At 57.9% G+C, this 19,792-nt stretch carries 21 protein-coding genes; 20 read left to right on the forward strand and 1 reads right to left on the reverse strand.

Annotated features, from left to right (window positions below):
• The 19 genes from cysN (at nt 1) to rpoS (ending at nt 17,308) form a co-directional block, all read left to right on the forward strand.
• Nucleotides 1–1,428, forward strand: coding sequence for a sulfate adenylyltransferase subunit CysN (gene cysN, locus K6L24_RS04455; protein ID WP_062744204.1), 1,428 nt, complete (start codon nt 1–3; stop codon nt 1,426–1,428).
• A 1-nt stretch (nt 1,429) separates the two neighbouring features.
• The gene (gene cysC, locus K6L24_RS04460; RefSeq protein ID WP_222681985.1) at nt 1,430–2,035 is read left to right on the forward strand and encodes an adenylyl-sulfate kinase; all 606 of its coding nucleotides are present in this window, start codon (nt 1,430–1,432) and stop codon (nt 2,033–2,035) included.
• A gap of 86 nt (nt 2,036–2,121) precedes the next feature.
• Nucleotides 2,122–2,442: a DUF3561 family protein gene (locus K6L24_RS04465; protein ID WP_062744202.1), complete on the forward strand. Its 321-nt coding sequence runs from the start codon at nt 2,122–2,124 to the stop codon at nt 2,440–2,442.
• A gap of 192 nt (nt 2,443–2,634) precedes the next feature.
• Nucleotides 2,635–2,946 (forward strand): cell division protein FtsB, encoded by a 312-nt coding sequence (ftsB, locus tag K6L24_RS04470; protein WP_062744201.1) that lies wholly within the window; start codon nt 2,635–2,637, stop codon nt 2,944–2,946.
• 30 nt (nt 2,947–2,976) lie between these two features.
• Nucleotides 2,977–3,681, forward strand: a complete 705-nt coding sequence (gene ispD / locus K6L24_RS04475; protein WP_137269000.1) for a 2-C-methyl-D-erythritol 4-phosphate cytidylyltransferase — start codon at nt 2,977–2,979, stop codon at nt 3,679–3,681.
• 11 nt (nt 3,682–3,692) lie between these two features.
• The gene (ispF, locus tag K6L24_RS04480; protein WP_062744199.1) at nt 3,693–4,166 is read left to right on the forward strand and encodes a 2-C-methyl-D-erythritol 2,4-cyclodiphosphate synthase; all 474 of its coding nucleotides are present in this window, start codon (nt 3,693–3,695) and stop codon (nt 4,164–4,166) included.
• 3 nt (nt 4,167–4,169) lie between these two features.
• Nucleotides 4,170–5,219 (forward strand): tRNA pseudouridine(13) synthase TruD, encoded by a 1,050-nt coding sequence (gene truD / locus K6L24_RS04485; RefSeq protein ID WP_062744198.1) that lies wholly within the window; start codon nt 4,170–4,172, stop codon nt 5,217–5,219.
• Nucleotides 5,220–5,404: 185 nt separating this feature from the next.
• Entirely contained in the window at nt 5,405–6,424 is a 1,020-nt protein-coding gene (locus K6L24_RS04490; RefSeq protein ID WP_062744197.1) for a 3-oxoacyl-[acyl-carrier-protein] synthase III C-terminal domain-containing protein, read from the forward strand.
• Nucleotides 6,421–7,437, forward strand: a complete 1,017-nt coding sequence (locus K6L24_RS04495) for an NAD-dependent epimerase/dehydratase family protein (protein WP_062744196.1) — start codon at nt 6,421–6,423, stop codon at nt 7,435–7,437. Before K6L24_RS04490 ends, K6L24_RS04495 begins: the two co-directional genes overlap by 4 nt.
• Nucleotides 7,430–8,236, forward strand: coding sequence for an MBL fold metallo-hydrolase (locus K6L24_RS04500; protein ID WP_062744195.1), 807 nt, complete (start codon nt 7,430–7,432; stop codon nt 8,234–8,236). Before K6L24_RS04495 ends, K6L24_RS04500 begins: the two co-directional genes overlap by 8 nt.
• Nucleotides 8,233–9,522: a F390 synthetase-related protein gene (locus K6L24_RS04505; RefSeq protein ID WP_137268997.1), complete on the forward strand. Its 1,290-nt coding sequence runs from the start codon at nt 8,233–8,235 to the stop codon at nt 9,520–9,522. The genes K6L24_RS04500 and K6L24_RS04505 overlap by 4 nt, the downstream gene beginning before the upstream one ends.
• On the forward strand, nt 9,519–10,130 hold the full coding sequence (locus tag K6L24_RS04510; protein WP_240043778.1) for a phosphatase PAP2 family protein: 612 nt from the start codon (nt 9,519–9,521) through the stop codon (nt 10,128–10,130). Before K6L24_RS04505 ends, K6L24_RS04510 begins: the two co-directional genes overlap by 4 nt.
• On the forward strand, nt 10,127–11,248 hold the full coding sequence (locus K6L24_RS04515; RefSeq protein WP_062744192.1) for a sterol desaturase family protein: 1,122 nt from the start codon (nt 10,127–10,129) through the stop codon (nt 11,246–11,248). The genes K6L24_RS04510 and K6L24_RS04515 overlap by 4 nt, the downstream gene beginning before the upstream one ends.
• On the forward strand, nt 11,241–12,341 hold the full coding sequence (locus tag K6L24_RS04520) for an acyl-CoA desaturase (protein ID WP_137268995.1): 1,101 nt from the start codon (nt 11,241–11,243) through the stop codon (nt 12,339–12,341). Before K6L24_RS04515 ends, K6L24_RS04520 begins: the two co-directional genes overlap by 8 nt.
• A complete protein-coding gene (locus K6L24_RS04525; protein WP_062744190.1) occupies nt 12,338–13,426 on the forward strand; it encodes a fatty acid desaturase family protein in 1,089 nt (362 codons plus the stop codon). The genes K6L24_RS04520 and K6L24_RS04525 overlap by 4 nt, the downstream gene beginning before the upstream one ends.
• A gap of 166 nt (nt 13,427–13,592) precedes the next feature.
• On the forward strand, nt 13,593–14,354 hold the full coding sequence (surE, locus tag K6L24_RS04530) for a 5'/3'-nucleotidase SurE (protein WP_062744189.1): 762 nt from the start codon (nt 13,593–13,595) through the stop codon (nt 14,352–14,354).
• On the forward strand, nt 14,348–14,974 hold the full coding sequence (locus K6L24_RS04535; RefSeq protein WP_062744188.1) for a protein-L-isoaspartate(D-aspartate) O-methyltransferase: 627 nt from the start codon (nt 14,348–14,350) through the stop codon (nt 14,972–14,974). The genes surE and K6L24_RS04535 overlap by 7 nt, the downstream gene beginning before the upstream one ends.
• 160 nt (nt 14,975–15,134) lie before the next feature.
• Nucleotides 15,135–16,265: a murein hydrolase activator NlpD gene (gene nlpD, locus K6L24_RS04540; RefSeq protein WP_062744187.1), complete on the forward strand. Its 1,131-nt coding sequence runs from the start codon at nt 15,135–15,137 to the stop codon at nt 16,263–16,265.
• 50 nt (nt 16,266–16,315) lie between these two features.
• Nucleotides 16,316–17,308 carry an RNA polymerase sigma factor RpoS gene (rpoS, locus tag K6L24_RS04545; protein ID WP_118663349.1) on the forward strand — a complete coding sequence of 331 codons (993 nt, stop codon included), beginning with the start codon at nt 16,316–16,318 and terminating at the stop codon, nt 17,306–17,308.
• Nucleotides 17,309–17,405: 97 nt separating this feature from the next.
• Here the strand turns inward: rpoS and narL are convergent, their stop codons facing one another.
• Nucleotides 17,406–18,083, reverse strand: a complete 678-nt coding sequence (narL, locus tag K6L24_RS04550) for a two-component system response regulator NarL (protein ID WP_062744186.1) — start codon at nt 18,081–18,083, stop codon at nt 17,406–17,408.
• Nucleotides 18,084–18,403: 320 nt separating this feature from the next.
• On the opposite strand from narL, the gene K6L24_RS04555 reads away from it, so the two are divergent.
• Nucleotides 18,404–19,792: a NarK family nitrate/nitrite MFS transporter gene (locus K6L24_RS04555; RefSeq protein WP_062744185.1), complete on the forward strand. Its 1,389-nt coding sequence runs from the start codon at nt 18,404–18,406 to the stop codon at nt 19,790–19,792.

Below are 19,792 nucleotides of genomic sequence, written 5' to 3' on the forward strand. Positions count from 1 at the left end.
ATGAATACAGTAATTGCACAACAGATTGCCGACCAGGGCGGCGTGGAAGCCTGGCTGCACACCCAGCAGCACAAAAGCCTGCTGCGTTTCCTGACCTGCGGCAGCGTCGACGATGGTAAAAGTACGCTGATTGGTCGCCTGCTGCACGACACGCGCCAGATTTATGAAGATCAGCTCTCTTCCCTGCACAACGACAGTAAACGTCATGGTACTCAGGGGGAAAAGCTGGATCTCGCGCTGCTGGTGGACGGTTTACAGGCCGAACGTGAGCAGGGCATCACCATCGATGTGGCGTACCGTTACTTCTCCACCGAGAAGCGCAAATTTATTATTGCGGATACCCCGGGGCACGAGCAGTACACCCGGAATATGGCCACCGGTGCCTCCACCTGCGATCTGGCGATCCTGTTGATCGATGCGCGTAAAGGCGTGCTGGATCAAACCCGCCGCCACAGCTTTATCTCGACCTTGCTGGGCATTAAGCATCTGATCGTGGCGATCAATAAGATGGATCTGGTGGACTACAGCCAGGAGACCTTCGAGCAGATCAAACAGGACTATCTGGACTTTGCCGGACAGCTGCCGGGCGATCTGGATATTCGCTTTGTCCCGCTGTCGGCGCTGGAAGGCGAAAACGTCGCATCCCCGAGTGCCGCGATGTCCTGGTACAGCGGCCCGACGCTGCTGGATGTGCTGGAAACCGTTGATGTGCAGCGCGTGGTTGAACAGCAGCCCATGCGCTTCCCGGTGCAGTATGTTAACCGTCCTAACCTCGACTTCCGGGGGTATGCCGGTACGCTGGCGTCCGGCGTGGTACAAGTCGGCCAGCGGGTAAAAGTGCTCCCCTCAGGCGTTGAGTCCGCTGTGGCGCGTATTGTGACTTTCGACGGAGACCTGCAGCAGGCTGTGGCCGGTGAAGCGATTACCCTGGTGCTGAAAGATGAAATTGATATCAGTCGGGGCGATCTGCTGGTTGCCGCCGATGCCGATCTCACGCCCGTGCAGGCTGCTGCTGTCGATGTGGTCTGGATGGCGGAAAAGCCCCTGGTACCCGGGCAGAGCTTCGATATTAAAATCGCTGGCAAGAAAACCCGGGCGCGTGTGGAACGTATCCGCCATCAGGTTGAGATCAACAATCTGACGCAGCATGACGTAGAGGCATTGCCGCTGAACGGCATCGGGCTGGTGGATCTGATCTTCGATGAACCGATGGTGCTCGATCCCTATCAGCAGAACCCGGTCACCGGCGGGATGATCTTTATCGATCGCCTGAGCAACGTCACCGTCGGCGCGGGTATGATCCGCCAGCCGCTGGACGAGGCGCAGCCCGTTCCTGGCGAGTTCAGCGCCTTTGAGCTTGAGCTGAATGCGTTGGTGCGTCGTCACTTCCCGCACTGGAATGTCCGCGACCTGCTGGGTGGTCAGTAAGATGGCGCAGCATGATGAGAATGTGGTGTGGCACGCGCATCCGGTCAGCCGCGAGCAGCGCGAACAGCAGCATGGTCATCAGGGTGTGGTGCTGTGGTTTACCGGGCTGTCAGGTTCCGGTAAATCCACGGTAGCCGGCGCGCTGGAGCAGGCGCTGCACCGGGCTGGCGTTAGCAGCTATCTGCTGGACGGGGATAACGTGCGACACGGTTTATGCCGGGATCTCGGCTTCAGTGATGCCGATCGCAAAGAAAATATCCGTCGCGTGGGCGAAGTGGCGAAGCTGATGATCGATGCCGGTCTGGTGGTTCTGACGGCCTTTATCTCGCCTCATCGTGCCGAGCGGGAGAGCGTACGTGAAATGGTTGGAGAAGGGCGTTTTATTGAAGTCTTCGTCGATACGCCGCTGGCCATCTGTGAAGCGCGCGATCCGAAAGGGCTGTATAAAAAGGCCCGTGCCGGGGAGTTGCGCAATTTCACTGGTATTGATGCTGTGTATGAGGCACCTGAAGCCGCCGATATTCATCTGGATGGCGAACAATTAGTAACACATTTAACCACCCAGATATTAGACCTGCTGCGTCAGCGGGATATTATCAAACCCTGAGAGCTTCGGCTAACGTCCGTTCAAACGGACGGTTACCCGGCGGTGGGCCGCTCCTGTTCCTCCGCCTGAGCGTCAACGGGATATTTATGCATAACGTCACCCCCATGCTGGCACGTAAAGACGAGCGCGATCGGGAAGAGCCTTCATGGGCTGTTCCCGGTGGCGTAATGGGCTTTGTTTCCTGGTGGGTCGCACTGGCGATTCCGTTCCTGCTTTACGGCTCTAACACGTTATTCTTCTTCCTCTATACCTGGCCCTTCTTCCTTGCACTCTTACCGGTATCGGTCATCGTGGGTATTGTTGCGACTGTGTTGTTGCGGGAGCGCCTTGTCTGGGCGGGACTGGCAACGGTGCTGGTGGTCGTCGCCCTGTTCTGGCTGCTGTTTACGCTGCTGACGGGCTGGTAACGGCTGGGTTAATATTTATAATTACGTCGCAACGTTACAAAATCTATCGATGCGGGGCGTCAATGGACCCCGATCCTGCTGTTTTTTAGCGCGTATTCGCACCTTATTCTGAGAAAGTGGTTCTATTTCACCGGCAGAGTGGAGTCGTACTAAAAGTTATGGGATGATTGAGCCGTTTTTCAGGGGGCGGGGATGGGAAAACTTACGTTGCTGTTACTTGTACTTCTCGGCTGGCTGCAGTATTCGCTCTGGCTGGGCAAGAACGGCATTCATGATTACACACGCGTTAATGAGGATGTTGCTGTGCAACAGGCCAATAACGCCAAGCTTAAAGCGCGAAACGATCAGCTTTTTGCCGAAATCGACGACTTAAACGGCGGTTCGGAAGCGATCGAGGAACGCGCACGCAATGAGCTGGGGATGATTAAACCCGGCGAGACTTTCTATCGCCTTGTGCCGGACCAAAATAAACGAAACGCACAGCAGCGAACCACCCGTCAGTAGCCATTACCATGAGCATCCGTCATTACTATCATGAATAGCGCCGTGTCCTTTCCGGAGATTATCGCCGTTGTCCCCGCTGCGGGGATCGGCAGCCGTATGCTCTCTGAGCGCCCCAAACAATACCTCACCATTGGCAGTAAAACGATTCTGGAACACAGCATTGATGCCCTGCTGGCCCATCCGGCCATCAGCCGGGTCATTGTGGCCCTCAGCCCGGAAGATGCGTATTTTTGCCAGTTACCGCTGGCGCACGATACGCGCGTGAGCACGGTCACCGGTGGCGGCCTGCGGGCGGATTCAGTGCTGGCCGGACTGCAGGCGGCAAAAGGAGCCGAGTGGGTGCTGGTGCATGACGCTGCGCGCCCCTGTCTGCATCTGAGTGATTTGACCCGGCTGCTGGCGCTGACGGCCACCAGCAAAGTGGGCGGCATTCTTGCCGCGCCGGTGCGTGATACCATGAAGCGTGCTGTTGCTGGCCGCAGTGATATCGGGCATACCGTCGAGCGTGAAGCCCTGTGGCACGCGCTGACACCACAACTTTTCCCGCTGGCGCTGCTGCGCGACTGTCTGCTGCGCGCGCTGAACGACGGCGCGACCATCACTGATGAGGCTTCGGCGCTGGAGCATTGCGGTTACCATCCTGAGCTGGTCAGTGGCCGCAGTGATAACCTGAAGGTGACGCGACCGGAAGACCTGGCGCTGGCGCAATTTTATCTGACCCAAATACAGAGTTAGGAGAACACATAATGCGTATCGGTCACGGTTTTGATGTACATGCCTTTGGCGGCGAAGGCCCGCTGATTATTGGTGGCGTGCGTATTCCTTACGAGAAAGGTCTGCTGGCACACTCCGACGGCGACGTTGCGCTGCATGCGCTGACGGATGCGTTGCTGGGGGCGGCCGCCCTGGGCGATATCGGCAAACTGTTCCCGGACACCGATGAGGCCTATAAAGGCGCAGACAGCCGTGAACTGCTGCGGGAAGCCCTGCGTCAGATTGCTAAAAAAGGCTATCGCGTGGGTAACGTTGATGTCACGATCATTGCTCAGGCCCCGAAGATGCTGCCCCATTCGCCACAGATGCGCATCAATATTGCGGAAGATCTCGGTATTCATATGGATGACGTCAACGTGAAAGCGACGACCACTGAGAAACTCGGGTTTACCGGGCGCGGCGAAGGCATTGCCTGTGAAGCCGTTGCCCTGTTGATAAAGGCGTAACGCATGGATTTAAGCAAACAGGGCTGGCTGCACGGTCAGCCGGTGGCCAGCGGCGTGCTGAAGGCCAGTGCTGAAGACTTCAGAGTCATTGAAGATCTCGGCTACGCGCCGGACGGAGAGGGTGAACAGCTGCTGGTACGCATCCGCAAAAATGGCTGCAATACCCGCTTTGTCGCAGAGGCGCTGGCCAAATTTGTCGGTATTCATCCACGTGACGTCAGTTTTGCCGGGATGAAGGATCGCCACGCGGTGACCGAACAGTGGTTCTGCCTGCGCATACCGGGCAAAATCACGCCAGATCTGACCGCATTTGAATTGACTGGCGTCGAGGTGCTGGAAAGCGCCCGCCATCGCCGTAAATTGCGGACCGGTGCACTACAGGGCAATGCTTTCACGCTGGTACTGCGCCAGATTTCTGACCGTGATGCGGTGGAACAGCGCCTGCAACTGATTGCCCGTGACGGTGTGCCCAACTATTTTGGCAGCCAGCGTTTTGGCCACGAAGGTAATAACCTGACAATGGCGCAACGCTGGGCCGCCGATGAAATCCGCGTGCGCGAGCGCAATAAACGCAGTTTCATTCTCTCTGCCGCGCGAAGCGCGATGTTTAATCAGGTGGTGAGTGACCGTCTGGCGCAGCAGGGCTCCCTGACCCGGGTCCTGCCGGGCGATGCTCTGCAGTTAACCGGACGCGGCAGCTGGTTTGTGGCAGAGGCGGCGGAACGGGATACCTTACAACAGCGTGTTGATGCCAGTGAACTGCGTATCACCGCACCGCTGCCTGGCAGCGGCGAGTGGGGTACGCGTGATGAAGCACTGGCCTTTGAGCAAAACAGCCTGTCAGGTGAAGGTGCGCTGATTGCCCTGATGGATCGTGAACGCGTGGAAGCCGCACGCCGCGCCATGCTGGTTATCCCCCGCGATTTGCAGTGGAACTGGCAGGATGACGTCACGCTGGAGATGTCCTTCTGGCTGCCAGCAGGCAGCTTTGCCACCAGCGTGGTGCGCGAACTGCTGCTGACCCAGGGCAGTGCGGCTGAGGTTGACGAGTAGTTTTTTCATCTGCCCCAGTGACAGAGCCTGCTATCCCAGCAGGCTCTGCTGTTTTACTCCCTTAAGTCAGCCAGTTCACTCTGTATTTCCCCGCTTCGTCCCCCTTCAATTGCTGACAATTTGCGGTGTTCCGCACTTTGGTTACAATGCGCAATAATTTTACAGTTTTGTTAATGGGAATACGGATGAATAAGCCCCATCAGCCTGTGCCGGAGCGCACAACGGCTTTTGTACCTCTGAAGATAATGGCCAGCGGCGTGGCGTTGCCACCCGGCTGTGTGACGTCCGCGATGCTCGACGAGCGTCTGGGATTCCGGCCCGGCTATGTTGAGAAACGTTCCGGGATTACCCATCGCTTTCACGCCGACCATCAGGCGTGCCAGGCGCAGCTGGGGGCCGATGCGCTTGACGCCGCACTGCGTGCGCGGGATATCAACCCTGACAGTATTGACCTGCTGATATTTGCTTCCGCCATTGCGGTGCAGGCACTGCCCTGCAGCGCCATTCAGGTGCTGAAGCTGTCGCGCCTGACGCCAGGCACGGCGGTATTTGATATTAACAGTAGCTGCGTCAGCTTCGTTTCTGCCCTGCAGGTGGCGGGCGGCCTGGTGAACTGCGGTGCCTACCGGCGGATTGCCATTGTCTCTGCGGAACTGGCCTCGCGCGGTATCGACTGGGAACATGAGGAGTCGTCCCTGATCTTCGGGGACGGTGCCGCCTGCGCTATCGTTGAACGCGGTGACGGACAGAGCGGTATTCTCGCCTGCCTGATGGAAAGCTGGCCGGACGGCAGTGAACTCTGCGAGATCCGCGCCGGAGGCACACGCCGTAATCCGCGTGCCGGCATGTCCGACAGCGACTTTCTGTTCCACATGCAGGGTAAAAAACTGTTCCGCCAGGCATCCGGGCTGATTGAAGATTACCTGGCGCGGTTGCTGGGCATGGCCGGGCTGACCCTGGCGCAGGTGGCCACCGTGGTGCCGCATCAGGCCAGCCACCTGTCGCTGGAACACATGCGGAAACGGCTAAACGTCAGCAGCGACGCGCTGATCGATATCTATCGCTATCGCGGCAATCAGGTGGCCGCATCGATCCCCAGCGCCCTGCATGAGGCAATCGTCAGCGATCGCTTTGATAAAGGGCCGGTGATGCTGATAGGCACCGCCGCCGGCCTGACCCTGGGCGGCATGGTTCTGCTGCCGTGAAGGTGCTGGTGACGGGCGCGACCAGCGGACTGGGACGCAATGCCGTTGAGTGGTTACTTGCCGCCGGACATACGGTCTATGCCACCGGACGCGATCGCAGCGTGGGGGAACAGCTCAGACAGGCGGGTGCGGTTTTTACGGCGCTTGATCTGTCTGTTGCGACGGCAGCCGAATGCGCAGCGCTGATAGGTGATGCGGAAACGGTCTGGCACTGCGCCGCCAAATCGTCGCCCTGGGGGCGGCGTGAAGCATTCTGGCAGGCGAATGTTATCGCCACGGAACGCCTGACGGCCGCCGCCGGACAGCGGGGGGTGAAGCGATTTATTCACATCTCCACGCCCTCCCTCTACTTTGATTATTCTCCTCAGTTGCAGATTGAGGAGCACTTTCGCGCCCGGCACTTTGCCAACCACTACGCCGCCAGCAAATATGCCGCCGAGCAGGTGGTGTTGCAGCGGGTAGCCAACTATCCCGCGACCACCTTTGTCATGCTCCGGCCCCGTGCCATATTTGGTGCTCACGACCGGGTCATTGTGCCACGGCTGCTGGCCCAGCTGCGGCGTGACAACGGCATCCTGCGCCTCCCCAGGGGGGGCCAGGCACTGCTCGATCTGACATTCGTGCTCAACGTCGTGCAGGCGATGTGGCTGGCCAGCGATGTCCCCGGCCTTGCCTCCGGGGCCGTGTATAACATCACTAACCAGCAGCCGGTCACGCTGGCAGAGGCACTGTACCCGCTGCTCAATCAGCAACTGGGTCTGGCCTGCGCGATCCGCTCACTGCCCGTCGGTCTGCTGTATGGCGTGGCGACGCTGATGGAGGGGGTGGCGCTACTGACGCGGCGGGAACCGATGCTGACCCGCTACAGCGTGGGGGCCGTCAGCGTGGACATGACACTCAGCCAGCGGCGGGCAATCGACGAACTGGGCTATCGCCCGCACTATTCCATGGACGAGGCGATTGCGCTCACCGGTGCATGGTGGCGGCAGCAGGGAGTCGGCACCCATGGCTAAGCTGACAACGTTCGAGGTAGGTTACTGCACGCACCGTGGCTGCATGGCGCTGCGCGGGGCCGGACTGCGCGTCTGCCGCTTCCCCGCCCGGGCCTGGCTGCTGGAGGCAAATAACCGCCGCTGGCTGTGGGATACCGGTTATGCCAGCCACTTTATCGACCATACCCGTCAGGGCATTTTCCGCCTGTATCAGCAACTGACGCCAGTGTATTTCTCGCCGCAGCAGGCGCTGGTGGCACAGCTGGGCCAGGCCGGGTATCAGCCCGGCGATATGCAGGGACTGATTATTTCTCATTTTCACGGCGACCATATTGCCGGGCTGCATGATTTTCCGGGCGTACCGTTGATTTGTTCTGGGGATGGCTGGCAGAAAACCCGCCCGCTGCGCGGATTCCGGGCGGTAAAAAAGGCTTTTGTGCCGGGGCTGATCCCGTCTGATTTTGACGCGAGAGTGCAGTTTGTGGAGCGCTTTCCGGTGGTGACATTACCCGCCGATCTCCACCCTTTTGAGCAGGGATGGGAGCTGCCTGGCAGTCACGGCGAAATTCTGCTGGTTTCCCTGCCGGGGCACGCCGCCGGACATCTGGGCGCGTTTGTGCGCCAGGATGACGGCTGGACACTGTTGGCCAGTGATGCGGCCTGGTGTCCGGATAACTATCAGAAGCTGCGCGGTCCTTCCCGGCTGGCCAGCCTGATCATGGATGACAGCGTCGCCTATTACGCCACCCTTAACCGGCTGAACCAGCTGTGGCGTGGTGGTAAGGTGCGTATTCTCCTGTGTCATGAGGGGGACTTATGATCCCGGTAAGAATGCTGTGGCACTATTTTCGCGCCCGCAGGCTGTCGTTCCCCGACCGCGCTGCGCTGGAACACTGGCAGGCGAGGCAGCTCCGGCGCTTTGCACGACGGGTGATGGCAAAAAGCCCGTTTTATGCCCCGTATCAGTCACTGCCGCTGTCGGCCTGGCCTGTCTGTGATAAGGCCCTGATGATGGCGGACTTTGATCGGATGAATACTGCCGGGCTGTCGGTTGACGCGCTGCTTGCGTGTGCCCTGAAAAGCGAACGGGAGCGGGATTTTGCGCCGAAAGTCGGGCGCTTCAGCGTTGGCTTATCCTCCGGAACCTCGGGACGTCGCGGCGTGTTCGTTGTCAGCCCACAGGAGCAGCGTATCTGGGCGGGGGGCATGCTGGCAAAAATGCTGCCGCGCGGGCTGCTCTCCGGCGAGCGGGTGGCGCTGTTCCTGCGCGCGGATAATCATCTGTATCACAGTGTGAATACCCGCTGGCTGAGTCTGGAATTTTTCGACCTGTTTGCCGCGTTTGAGCATCATTTGCAGACGCTGCCTCAGTTTTCGCCGACGATTATTGTGGCCCCGGCGCAGGTATTGCGCGCGCTGGCGCTGGCGGTACAGCGCGGAGAGCTGGTGCTGAAGGTCAGGCGGGTGATCTCGGTAGCAGAAGTGCTGGAGCCTCAGGATCGACAGCTGTTGACGGAGGTGTTCGGTGATGTGGCTGAGGTCTATCAGGCCACCGAAGGATTTCTTGCGGCCACCTGCTCCCACGGTCGCCTGCATCTTAATGAAGAGTTTATACACGTTGAACCGGAGTGGATTGACGAGCGCCGATTTACGCCTGTCATCACCGACTTTACCCGACGTACGCAGCCGGTCATCCGCTATCGTCTGGACGACGTGCTGGTGGCCGCTGCCGATCCCTGCCCCTGTGGGCGGCCGACCCGCGTACTGGACGCCATCGAAGGGCGGCGCGACGACCAGCTTCTGCTGCGTAACCTGAAGGGCGGGGAGCAGGGGGTGTTTGCCGATGTGTGCAGCCGGGCTATTGCCCGCACGCTGCCACTGACCAGTGATTACCGGCTGGTGCAGTCGGGAGAGCAGAGTCTGCAGCTGATCAGCGATGCCAGTGAACAGCAACTTATTGCCTGCCAGCAGGCGCTGATTGCGCTGTTTGCACAGCAGGGCATCGCCACGGCGTCGTTACGCTGGAAGCTGAGCGTGCAGCCGATGATGCCGCAGTTTGACCGCAAGCGGCGGCGAATTATCCGCCTGAAGGGAGAGGCGGTATGACATGGTTACATCGCTTACTGGCGATGCTGGTGGGCTGGGGCAGCGTGGGGGTGATTTATACCTTCAGCGATCGCTGGCAGGGGCCGGGAACGGTGATGCATGCGGGTCTCATTGACCGTATGATCCCTTTCAGTCCCGATGCGATCTGGCTTTACCTCTCGTTTTTCCTGCTGATCCCAGCCGGGTATCTGTTCTGCCGGAGGGAAAAACTGCGCTGGCTGACAGCCTCGATGATCCTGACGGCGCTGGTGTGCGGTGCTGTCTATCTGCTGTGGCCGACCACACTGGTCTATCCCCATGACAGTGGCCTGGGGCTGAGTTCACAGCTGCTGGCGAAGCTGGCTGCCGCCGATTCGACGCAGAACTGTTTGCCGTCGCTGCATATGGCGCTGTCGTTGCTGGCGGTATGGGCACTCTACCGTCAGGACCGGCCTGCGCGCAGTGCACTACTGTTATTGTGGGGCGCGCTGATTGCCGTATCGATACTGCAACTGCGCCGTCACCTGTTTATTGACCTGGTGAGCGGCGCTGGCGTGGCGTTACTCTGCGGCGGGATCTGCCAGCGTGCCGCACAGGCGTTTACTTTTGTACGGAGAGAGCAGCGATGAGTGAGCTGGTACTGCCAATTGTGGCCATGGTGTTGCTGGTCATGGGAGAGGCGCTGGTGCTGCACCGTCAGGACAGACAACAGGTGCAGTGGCATGATGTGGTCTTTAACCTCAACTCCGGCCACATCATGCTGTGGCTCTTCCGCGGGCTGGAAGTCACCTGCTATGGCTATGTTGCCCTGCATTTCAGCCAGCACTGGCTGGACGCGCTGCCTACCTGGGGACTGTGGCTGTTTGCGCTACTGGCCTGGGATTTTGCTTTTTACTGGCTGCACCGCCTGCATCATCGATTCAGCCTGCTGTGGGCGGTACACGTGGTGCATCATCAGGGAGAGCACTTCAATCTGTCGCTTGGGGTGCGTAACTCCTGGTACTCTTCTCTGACATCGATCCCCTTCTTCCTGCTGCTGGCGGTAGCGGGCGTGCCGCTGTCGGTCTTTGTTACCGTCTCTATTTTCCACTACACCGTGCAGTTGTTTAACCATAATGCGCTGACCCCGAAGCTGGGCTGGCTGGAGTCGGTACTGGTGACGCCAAACCATCACCGGGTGCATCACGTCTGCGACCGTGCGTATTCTGACAAGAACTTCGGTGGCAGCTTTATTTTCTGGGACAAGCTGTTTGGTACCTTTGCCCGCCTGCCGGAAACAGAATACCGTTTTGGCACTGCGGGGGAACGGGCATCGCAAAATCCCTTCTGGGCCAGCAACCGGCCGCTGTTCCGTCTGCTTAAGCTGCCGTTTTCGCCGGTGAACGGTGCGGCCACGTTCCACTGTCGTGCGCGGGCGCTGATCAGCGGCATGCTGCTGCTGTTTGTGCTGGTGGCCAGCTATGTGTGGATTTACGGCTACGGTTACCAGAACATCAGCGGCGAGCAGGTGACGCTGTTTATGCTGCTGGCGCTGGGGGCTGTAGCGCTGGGAGGCCTGTCAGAAGGGCGGCGCTGGAGCCCCTTACTCTGGCTGACGGTCGGGCTGGCCTGTCCCTTCTGGTTTGCGCTGTGTCGGGAAACCGTTGAACCCTGGCTTTTCGCAGCCATGCTGGTGGCGCTGCACAGCATGGTGCTGGCGCTGGGCTGGGGGCGTCAGGCGCTGCAAGCGGAGGTGAAACATGGCTGATTCACTCCCGCCGCTGCGCTATCCGCCGGACGGGGAACAGGCGTTCCACCGGGCATTGCAGCGCGAGGCACATCAGTATCTGTCGTCGCATCAGGATCATCGCTTTGCCGGAGGCCGGCAGTGGCTGAAGGCCGGGCTGCTGCTGGGACTCTGTGTCTCCTGTTATCTTCTCAGCCTGTTTCAGTCCAGCCAGAGCGGTTTTTTTATCTGCTATATGCTGTTTATGCTGATGGCGATGCTGCTCAACATCAACGTTAATCACGATGCCAGTCACGGGGTCTTCAGCCGTTCGCCCCGGCTTAATCGTCTTATCAGCCGGGTAGTGACGCTGCCGCTCGGGCTGGATCCGGACTACTGGCGCGTGCGGCACGTCCATTTTCATCACGCTTACGCCAACATTGAACATTACGATCTGGATACCGAGGAGAATGGCTTCTTCCGGCAAACACCTTATCAGCGCTGGCGGCCCTGGATGCGCTGGCAGCATCTTTACTGGCCGCTGATTGCCGCGCTGTCGTTACCCTATCTGACCTGGGTGTTTGACTGGGCGGATCGCTGTGGAAAAACGCCGCTGGCGGAGCGACGCATAATGCCGGGCGCTCGCGGCTGGCTGCTCTTCTGCGGCTTTAAGGTGCTGCATTTACTGCTGGTGCTGACTGTCCCGCTGTGGGCGGCAGAGCAGCAGGGGATTGGCATGGGCGTGGTGCTGGTGGCCTGGTTATGCAGCCAGATGGTGGCGTCCCTGTTTGTTGTGTTCCTGCTGCTGGGGACGCACTGGGCCGAAGCGGAATTTTATGAGGTGGGGCCGGACGGCACGCTGCCGCAGGGCTGGTATCGTCATAACTTTGCCACCGCCTGCGACTGGCTGCCCGCCCCCGCCTGGCTGGGGCATTTTACCGGCGGGCTGAATCTGCATCTGACGCACCATCTGTTCCCGGGCTGGCATCACCGGCATTATCCCCGGCTGGCGGCGATTATCGCCAGGCTGGCCGCAGAGCACGGCATGCAGTACCGCTGTATTAGCTATCGTGAACTGCTGCGGCGTCAGCAGGTGTTTCTGCGCCGCATGGGCCAGCCGGAGGCGATGCGATGACGCCTCCACCGCTGCGTTTTGCCCGTGAGAACCTGCAGTTTCATCGTGAGCTGACCCGCGCCACGCAGAACTGGCTTGATGCTCACGGTGAGCACCGCTTCGCCGACGGCGGGATGATCGCCAAAGTGGTACTGTTGGCGCTGCTGGCTGCCGCCTGTGGCGGGCTGGGGCTGCAACAGACGCACTGGCTGGGCTGGGCCGCCTGTCAGTTTGGTGTCAGTGTCTTTGCTATGCTGCTGGCAATCAACGTGGTCCATGACGCGTCGCATCAGGCGTTTTTCCGGTCGCGGGCCGCCAACCGCTGGCTTAGCGTGCTGGCGGCTATTCCGCTCGGACTGGATCCGGAGTGCTGGCGGGTTCGCCACGTGCTGATGCATCATGCCGGGAATAATGTCATGGGCTATGACCCGGATATGGAAGAGAACGGCATCCTGCGGCAGTCACGTTTTCAGCGTCTGCGGCCGTTAATGCGTTATCAGCGCTATTACTGGCCGCTGGTCGCGGCGCTGACGTTCCCCTATTACATCTGGTTGTTTGACTGGCTGGATCGCGCCGGTCAGACGCGTGTCGGTGCCAAAATGCGCCTGCAGGGCGCGAAGGGCTGGGCCGCATTTTTACTGGTTAAACTGGGCCATTTTTTACTGGTGCTGGCGCTGCCGTTCTGGCTGCTGCCGCCGTCACTGGGGATCGGTACCCTTGTGCTGGTCTATCTGGCCTGTCAGATGATGGCTTCGCTGGTGTTTGTCATGCTGATCCTCGGAACGCACTGGGCAAAAGGGAACAGCTACCTGCCCACGGAACAGGGCAAACTGCCGCACAGTCGCTATAGCCATCTGTTCGCCACGACCTGCGACTGGCTGACCCGGCCACGCTGGCTGGGCTACTGGCTGGGGGGGATGAATCTCCATCTGACGCACCATCTGTTTCCACACTGGTGTCACCGCCACTATCCGGTGCTGGCCGGGATCATTGCCACCGTTGCAGCGCGTTATGGGTATGATTATCAGTGCCTGACGCTGCGCCAGCTGCTGAACTCACAGCAGCAATTTTTACAGCTGCTGGGGAATGACCATGGCGAAAAATGACCGGGGCAGGTGGCAGGAACCGTCCATCATCCTTCGGCTTACCAGATATTTACACCTACCACTCCCTCGTGCATCCAGCTAAAATGTTTTCAGCCACACCTCTCCCCGGTTTTTCGGCAAGATCTGCCGGGAAAGGTGATCAAATTTATCAACAGGTTAGGTGACAATGCGCATTTTGCTGAGTAACGATGACGGTATCCACGCGCCAGGCATTCAGACGCTGGCAAAAGCGCTACGTGAGTTTGCCGAAGTGCAGCTGGTTGCTCCGGACCGTAATCGTAGCGGGGCATCGAACTCCCTGACGCTGGAAACCCCCCTGCGAACCTTTAATTATCCCAATGGTGATATAGCGGTCGAGATGGGTACGCCAACCGACTGCGTCTATCTGGGCGTTAATACCCTGATGCGGCCTAAGCCCGATATTGTGGTTTCAGGAATTAATGCTGGCCCTAATCTGGGTGATGATGTGATTTATTCTGGTACGGTGGCCGCTGCTATGGAAGGGCGACATCTGGGACTACCGGCGCTGGCGGTCTCTCTCAACGGGCATCTGCACTATGACACTGCGGCCGCCGTTACCTGCTCGATCCTGAAAGCATTGCAGCGCGAACCGCTGCGTACGGGGCGTATTCTCAATATTAATGTGCCGGACCTGCCGCTCGACCAAATCAAAGGTATTCGCGTTACCCGTTGTGGCAGCCGCCATCCCAGCGATCAGGCCATCCCGCAGCAGGATCCGCGCGGTAATACGATGTACTGGATTGGCCCACCGGGTGAAAAGCTGGATGCCGGCCCGGATACCGATTTTGCCGCCATTGATGAAGGCTATGTGTCCGTGACCGCTTTGCATGTTGACCTGACTGCTCATGCCGCGCAGGAGGTCGTCTCTTCCTGGTTAGACAGCGTTGAGGTCAACCGCGAATGGTGAGTGGGCGTATAGAGACGTTGCTGGCACAGCTGCGCCAGCAGGGTATTGATGACGAGCGTTTGCTGAAGGCCATTGAAGAGGTGCCGCGTGAGCGCTTTGTTGATGAGGCTTTTGAGCATAAAGCCTGGGAAAATATGGCGCTGCCGATTGGTTCCGGGCAGACCATCTCCCAGCCTTACATGGTGGCAAAAATGACCTCGCTGCTGGCGCTCACGCCGACATCACGTGTGCTGGAAATCGGTACCGGCTCCGGTTATCAGACCGCCATACTGGCGCATCTGGTCGGGCACGTCTGTTCGGTAGAGCGGATCAAAGGCTTACAGTGGCAGGCTAAGCGTCGTCTGAAGCAGCTCGACCTGCATAATGTCTCGACCCGGCACGGTGATGGCTGGCTGGGCTGGCCGTCACGGGGGCCGTTTGACGCGATCATCGTCACCGCGGCACCGCCAGAAATCCCGCAGGCCCTGATGTCACAGCTTGATGAGGGGGGGGTGATGGTGCTGCCGGTAGGAGAAGAGCACCAGGTGCTGCAGCGCATTCGCCGCAAAGGTGATGAGTTCATTATTGACACGGTTGAACCCGTCCGTTTTGTCCCGCTGGTGCAGGGGGATCTCGCCTGAGAGCCACAACCAGGATATTTCTATACAACTGTTTCGTGGCACCCTGCCATTGATATTGCTAGTATCTGACTGAATTTGCACATGCGGGCCCGGTTGCCGTCAGTCGTGCTGCTGTTATGAAGTTTTTTTTCGTCAAAGTGTTGCCGTTATGGGGGATTAAATGAGCACGGGAAGCCCAGTATTTAAGTTACGCCGTCTTGCGGCCGTTTCATTAGTAGGATTTTGGCTGGCAGGCTGTTCCAGCAGCGACAACGCGCAAGCCCCCATCAGCTCAGTTGGCGGAAATGATGCCGGCATGATGAGCAGCAATACCGGAAATGCCGGAAATGCCGGTAACGCAGGTATGGTCAGCAATGGCGGTGGCGGCAACAGCGGCTTAGTGCCTTCTGCGCGTCCACCTGCCTCAGGCGGAGGGATGGTGGCTTCATCCTCAGCCGGCCAGAATCAAAATGTCGTGACTGAAAATGGTCGAATTGTGTACAACCGCAGCTATGGGAATATTCCGAAAGGTAGCTATGGCGGAGACACCTATACGGTTAAACGCGGTGATACACTCTTCTATATTGCCTGGATTACCGGCAACGATTTCCGCGATTTGGCCCAGCGCAATAATGTCGCGGCGCCTTACGGGCTCAATGTTGGCCAGCAATTACAGGTGGCTAATGGTTCCGGCACCCCGATTACCGGCGGTAATGCGGTCACGGCGGCAGATGCGAACGCAGGGGGAATGACAACGGCATCCTCTGGCTCACAAATGACTGCCGGAACGGTTGCACACCAACCGGTAATTACGTATTCTGAGGATTCAGGTACACCAAGTGAAGGCAAAATGCTGCCTTCGTCCGGGAAAACTGCTGCAACGACAACAGTTCCGGTTACCGCCCCGACCGTGAGTAGTACAACAGACAGCACCACGCCCGTGGGCAGCTGGCGTTGGCCGACAGACGGTAAAATTATCGATAACTTCTCTGCTTCCGAAGGGGGCAATAAAGGGATCGATATTGCGGGCTCGCGCGGTCAGTCCGTCATCTCCACCGCCTCTGGTCGTGTGGTGTATGCCGGTAACGCTCTGCGCGGTTACGGTAATTTGATTATCATCAAACATAATGATGACTACCTGAGTGCGTATGCCCATAACGATTCCATGCTGGTCCGTGAACAACAAGAAGTTAAAGCGGGCCAGAAGATTGCCACAATGGGTAGTACCGGCACGAGTTCGGTTAGATTGCACTTTGAAATTCGTTACAAGGGGAAATCCGTAAATCCGTTGCGTTATTTACCGCAACGTTAATCCGGCAGAACCCTGGTGTTCTGCCCTGAGATCACGGGTAGGAGCCGCTTATGAGCCAGAATACGCTGAAAGTTAATGATTTAAATGAAGACGCGGAATTCGACGAAAACGGAGCTGAGGTTTTTGACGAGAAGGCACTTGTCGGAAATGAACCTGGTGATAACGACTTAGCAGAAGAAGAGCTGTTATCACAGGGCGCAACCCAGCGCGTACTGGATGCAACCCAGCTCTACTTAGGGGAGATTGGTTACTCTCCATTGCTTACGGCTGAGGAAGAAGTTTTCTTTGCTCGTCGTGCACTCCGTGGTGACGTGCCATCGCGTCGCCGCATGATCGAAAGTAACCTGCGTCTGGTCGTGAAGATTGCCCGTCGTTACAGCAATCGTGGTCTGGCACTGCTTGACCTGATTGAAGAAGGTAACCTCGGCTTGATCCGCGCCGTCGAGAAGTTTGACCCGGAAAGAGGGTTCCGCTTCTCAACGTATGCCACATGGTGGATTCGTCAGACGATTGAACGGGCGATTATGAATCAAACCCGTACCATCCGCCTGCCGATTCATATCGTGAAAGAACTGAATGTTTATCTGCGTACCGCGCGTGAACTTTCCCACAAGCTCGATCATGAGCCGAGTGCGGAAGAGATCGCCGAACAGTTAGATAAGCCTGTTGATGATGTCAGCCGGATGCTGCGCCTCAACGAACGCATTACTTCGGTTGATACGCCACTGGGCGGTGATTCCGAGAAAGCGCTGCTGGACATCCTGGCCGATGATAAAGATAACGGCCCGGAAGATACCACGCAGGACGATGACATGAAGCAGAGCATCGTTAAATGGTTGTTCGAACTGAACGCCAAGCAGCGCGAAGTACTGGCACGCCGTTTCGGTTTGTTAGGCTATGAAGCAGCCACATTAGAAGATGTGGGTCGTGAAATTGGCCTGACCCGTGAGCGTGTTCGTCAGATTCAGGTTGAAGGATTGCGCCGCCTGCGTGAGATTCTGCAGGCTCAGGGATTGAATATTGAAGCGCTGTTTCGCGAATAAATAACGCGGATCCTGTTGTGCGGTACCGCGTGCAACGGCCTGATGAAAAGTAATGCCAGAGACGGTGACTTCGGTCACCGTTTTTTTTTGCCTGCAATCAGCTTCCAACCTCACCGCACTGCAGGGCCCATACTGCGGCTTCAACGCGTGATTTCATCTGCAGCTTTTTCAGCAGATGCTTAACATGTACTTTCACCGTGCTCTCGCTGATGCCTAAACGACGGGCGATAAGCTTATTACTCATCCCCTGTGCAATCAGCCTGAGGACGTCCCGTTCCCGCGTCGTGAATTCGGGGGTGCCGGTCTGTACCGGCGTTCGCTGCTGCCGGAGGCTGGCCGCCAGTACGGGCGGGAGGGTGTCACTGAGTACCAGCTCACCAGCCGCAGCCCGGTGCAGGCATTCCAGTAGCGCCTCTGGCTCCATATCTTTCAGCAGATAGCCATCGGCTCCGCGTTTCAACGCATTAATCACATCATCTTCATAGTCTGAAACACTGAACACGACAATATGGCCGCAGGCATCTGTGGCCCTCAGTTGTTCCAGCGTCTCCAGCCCATTCATTCCGGGCATATTCAGATCGAGCAGGATCAGGTCAACCTCATGCTGTTCCGCCAGCCTGACGCCATCCACACCATTGCTGGCCTCAGCGACTACCTTCAGCCGCGCGTCAAGACCGATAAGCTGTTTAAGGCCGTTGCGGATCATCGGATGGTCGTCAATTAATAAAACACTGGCCGGTTCCGTGGAGAGTACCTGTGTAAGCTGTGTTGTCATCCTCTCTTCCTGCTGATGGGAATACCGTCTTTCAAGGTGAAGTTGAACCCGCGGATTGTCACTGATTCAGGGCGTTATGCCCATACCTATTTTGTGGTAGTACCGAATAGTCACCCCCAGCCTGCTGCCTTATCCCTGCAAAAAAAATGAACTCAAGTTACTGAATTACCTTGTTTATTTTAATGGTTTTTACTCGCGCTTAGGAAGTACCCCCTCCCTGAGGCCTGGGTGCCACCTGCCGCTGGGTTGATACACGTCAAGTCAGACCGTGCAGGAGGTGTTCAGGATAGGCTGGTTATTACACAGTCATTGAGAAAATTATGTCGAAAATTAACTCATCTTCAGGGAAAGAAAATAGTGCGGTAATCCAGGACTGGCAGCCTGAAAATACCGCGTTCTGGCAACAAACGGGCAAACGGATTGCCAGCCGCAATCTGTGGATATCCGTTTTTTGTCTGTTGCTGGCCTTCTGCGTCTGGATGTTATTCAGCGCCGTTGCCGTCAATCTTAATAAGGTGGGGTTTAACTTCTCCACCGACCAGCTGTTCCTGCTGACGGCACTCCCGTCCGTGTCCGGGGCTATTCTGCGTGTGCCTTACTCCTTTGTGGTGCCGGTGTTTGGTGGGCGTCGCTGGACGGCATTCAGTACTGCACTGATGCTCGTGCCCTGCATCTGGCTGGGGTTCGCTGTGCAGAACCCGGCCACGCCTTTTGCAGTTTTTGTGATTATTTCACTGCTGTGTGGTTTTGCCGGCGCTAATTTCGCCTCCAGCATGGGTAATATCAGCTTCTTCTTTCCAAAAGCCCGTCAGGGTGGCGCGCTGGGTATTAACGGCGGCTTAGGCAACCTTGGCGTCAGCGTGATGCAGTTGTTTGCCCCCCTCGCTATTTCAGTCGCGATGTTTACCTGGTTTACCGGACCTTCTGCTCATGCAGAAAACGGGCCGTGGCTGGAGAATGCCGCCTGGATGTGGGTGCCGCTGCTGGTAATTGCCACGCTGGCGGCCTGGTTCGGTATGAACGATCTGGCCGCGGCGAAAAGTTCTTTACGTCAGCAGCTGCCGGTGCTGAAGCGCGGTCATCTCTGGATCCTTTCGCTGCTCTATCTTGCCACATTCGGTTCCTTTATCGGCTTCTCTGCCGGTTTCGCCATGCTGTCCAAAACGCAGTTCCCCGATGTGGTCATTATGCATTATGCCTTCTTCGGGCCGTTTATTGGCGCGCTGGCGCGTTCGGCTGGCGGTATGCTGTCCGATCGCCTCGGGGGTGTGCGCGTTTCCCTGTTCACCTTCGTGCTGATGGCGGTTTTCACTGCGCTGCTGTTCCTGACGCTACCGGGAGAGGGCCAGTCGGGGTCATTTATCGCGTTTTACGGTGTGTTTATGGTGTTGTTCTTCGCGGCGGGATTAGGCAGTGGATCGACCTTCCAGATGATCGCCGTCATTTTCCGCAAAATCACGGTAGATCGGGTTAAAGCTGCAGGCGGAAGCGATGAAGCCGCGCAGCGCGAGGCCGTCACCGACACCAGCGCTGCGCTGGGCTTTATTTCCGCGATCGGTGCGCTCGGCGGCTTCTTTATTCCACAGACCTTCGGCATGTCCCTGTCACTGAGTGGTTCACCCGCCGGGGCAATGAAAGTCTTCCTGCTGTTTTATGTGATTTGCATCGCGATTACCTGGCTGGTTTACGGCCGAAAAAAAATGAAATAA

Origin of the sequence: Erwinia persicina (assembly GCF_019844095.1) — a bacterium.
GTDB classification, from domain to species: domain Bacteria; phylum Pseudomonadota; class Gammaproteobacteria; order Enterobacterales; family Enterobacteriaceae; genus Erwinia; species Erwinia persicina.

Coding starts and splice junctions, on each gene's coding strand:
- cysN (WP_062744204.1), top strand. CDS start 1: ATGAATACAGTAATTGCACAACAGATTGCCGACCAGGGCGGCGTGGAA.
- cysC (WP_222681985.1), top strand. CDS start 1,430: ATGGCGCAGCATGATGAGAATGTGGTGTGGCACGCGCATCCGGTCAGC.
- K6L24_RS04465 (WP_062744202.1), top strand. CDS start 2,122: ATGCATAACGTCACCCCCATGCTGGCACGTAAAGACGAGCGCGATCGG.
- ftsB (WP_062744201.1), top strand. CDS start 2,635: ATGGGAAAACTTACGTTGCTGTTACTTGTACTTCTCGGCTGGCTGCAG.
- ispD (WP_137269000.1), top strand. CDS start 2,977: ATGAATAGCGCCGTGTCCTTTCCGGAGATTATCGCCGTTGTCCCCGCT.
- ispF (WP_062744199.1), top strand. CDS start 3,693: ATGCGTATCGGTCACGGTTTTGATGTACATGCCTTTGGCGGCGAAGGC.
- truD (WP_062744198.1), top strand. CDS start 4,170: ATGGATTTAAGCAAACAGGGCTGGCTGCACGGTCAGCCGGTGGCCAGC.
- K6L24_RS04490 (WP_062744197.1), top strand. CDS start 5,405: ATGAATAAGCCCCATCAGCCTGTGCCGGAGCGCACAACGGCTTTTGTA.
- K6L24_RS04500 (WP_062744195.1), top strand. CDS start 7,430: ATGGCTAAGCTGACAACGTTCGAGGTAGGTTACTGCACGCACCGTGGC.
- K6L24_RS04505 (WP_137268997.1), top strand. CDS start 8,233: ATGATCCCGGTAAGAATGCTGTGGCACTATTTTCGCGCCCGCAGGCTG.
- K6L24_RS04510 (WP_240043778.1), top strand. CDS start 9,519: ATGACATGGTTACATCGCTTACTGGCGATGCTGGTGGGCTGGGGCAGC.
- K6L24_RS04515 (WP_062744192.1), top strand. CDS start 10,127: ATGAGTGAGCTGGTACTGCCAATTGTGGCCATGGTGTTGCTGGTCATG.
- K6L24_RS04520 (WP_137268995.1), top strand. CDS start 11,241: ATGGCTGATTCACTCCCGCCGCTGCGCTATCCGCCGGACGGGGAACAG.
- K6L24_RS04525 (WP_062744190.1), top strand. CDS start 12,338: ATGACGCCTCCACCGCTGCGTTTTGCCCGTGAGAACCTGCAGTTTCAT.
- surE (WP_062744189.1), top strand. CDS start 13,593: ATGCGCATTTTGCTGAGTAACGATGACGGTATCCACGCGCCAGGCATT.
- K6L24_RS04535 (WP_062744188.1), top strand. CDS start 14,348: ATGGTGAGTGGGCGTATAGAGACGTTGCTGGCACAGCTGCGCCAGCAG.
- nlpD (WP_062744187.1), top strand. CDS start 15,135: ATGAGCACGGGAAGCCCAGTATTTAAGTTACGCCGTCTTGCGGCCGTT.
- rpoS (WP_118663349.1), top strand. CDS start 16,316: ATGAGCCAGAATACGCTGAAAGTTAATGATTTAAATGAAGACGCGGAA.
- narL (WP_062744186.1), bottom strand. CDS start 18,083: ATGACAACACAGCTTACACAGGTACTCTCCACGGAACCGGCCAGTGTT.
- K6L24_RS04555 (WP_062744185.1), top strand. CDS start 18,404: ATGTCGAAAATTAACTCATCTTCAGGGAAAGAAAATAGTGCGGTAATC.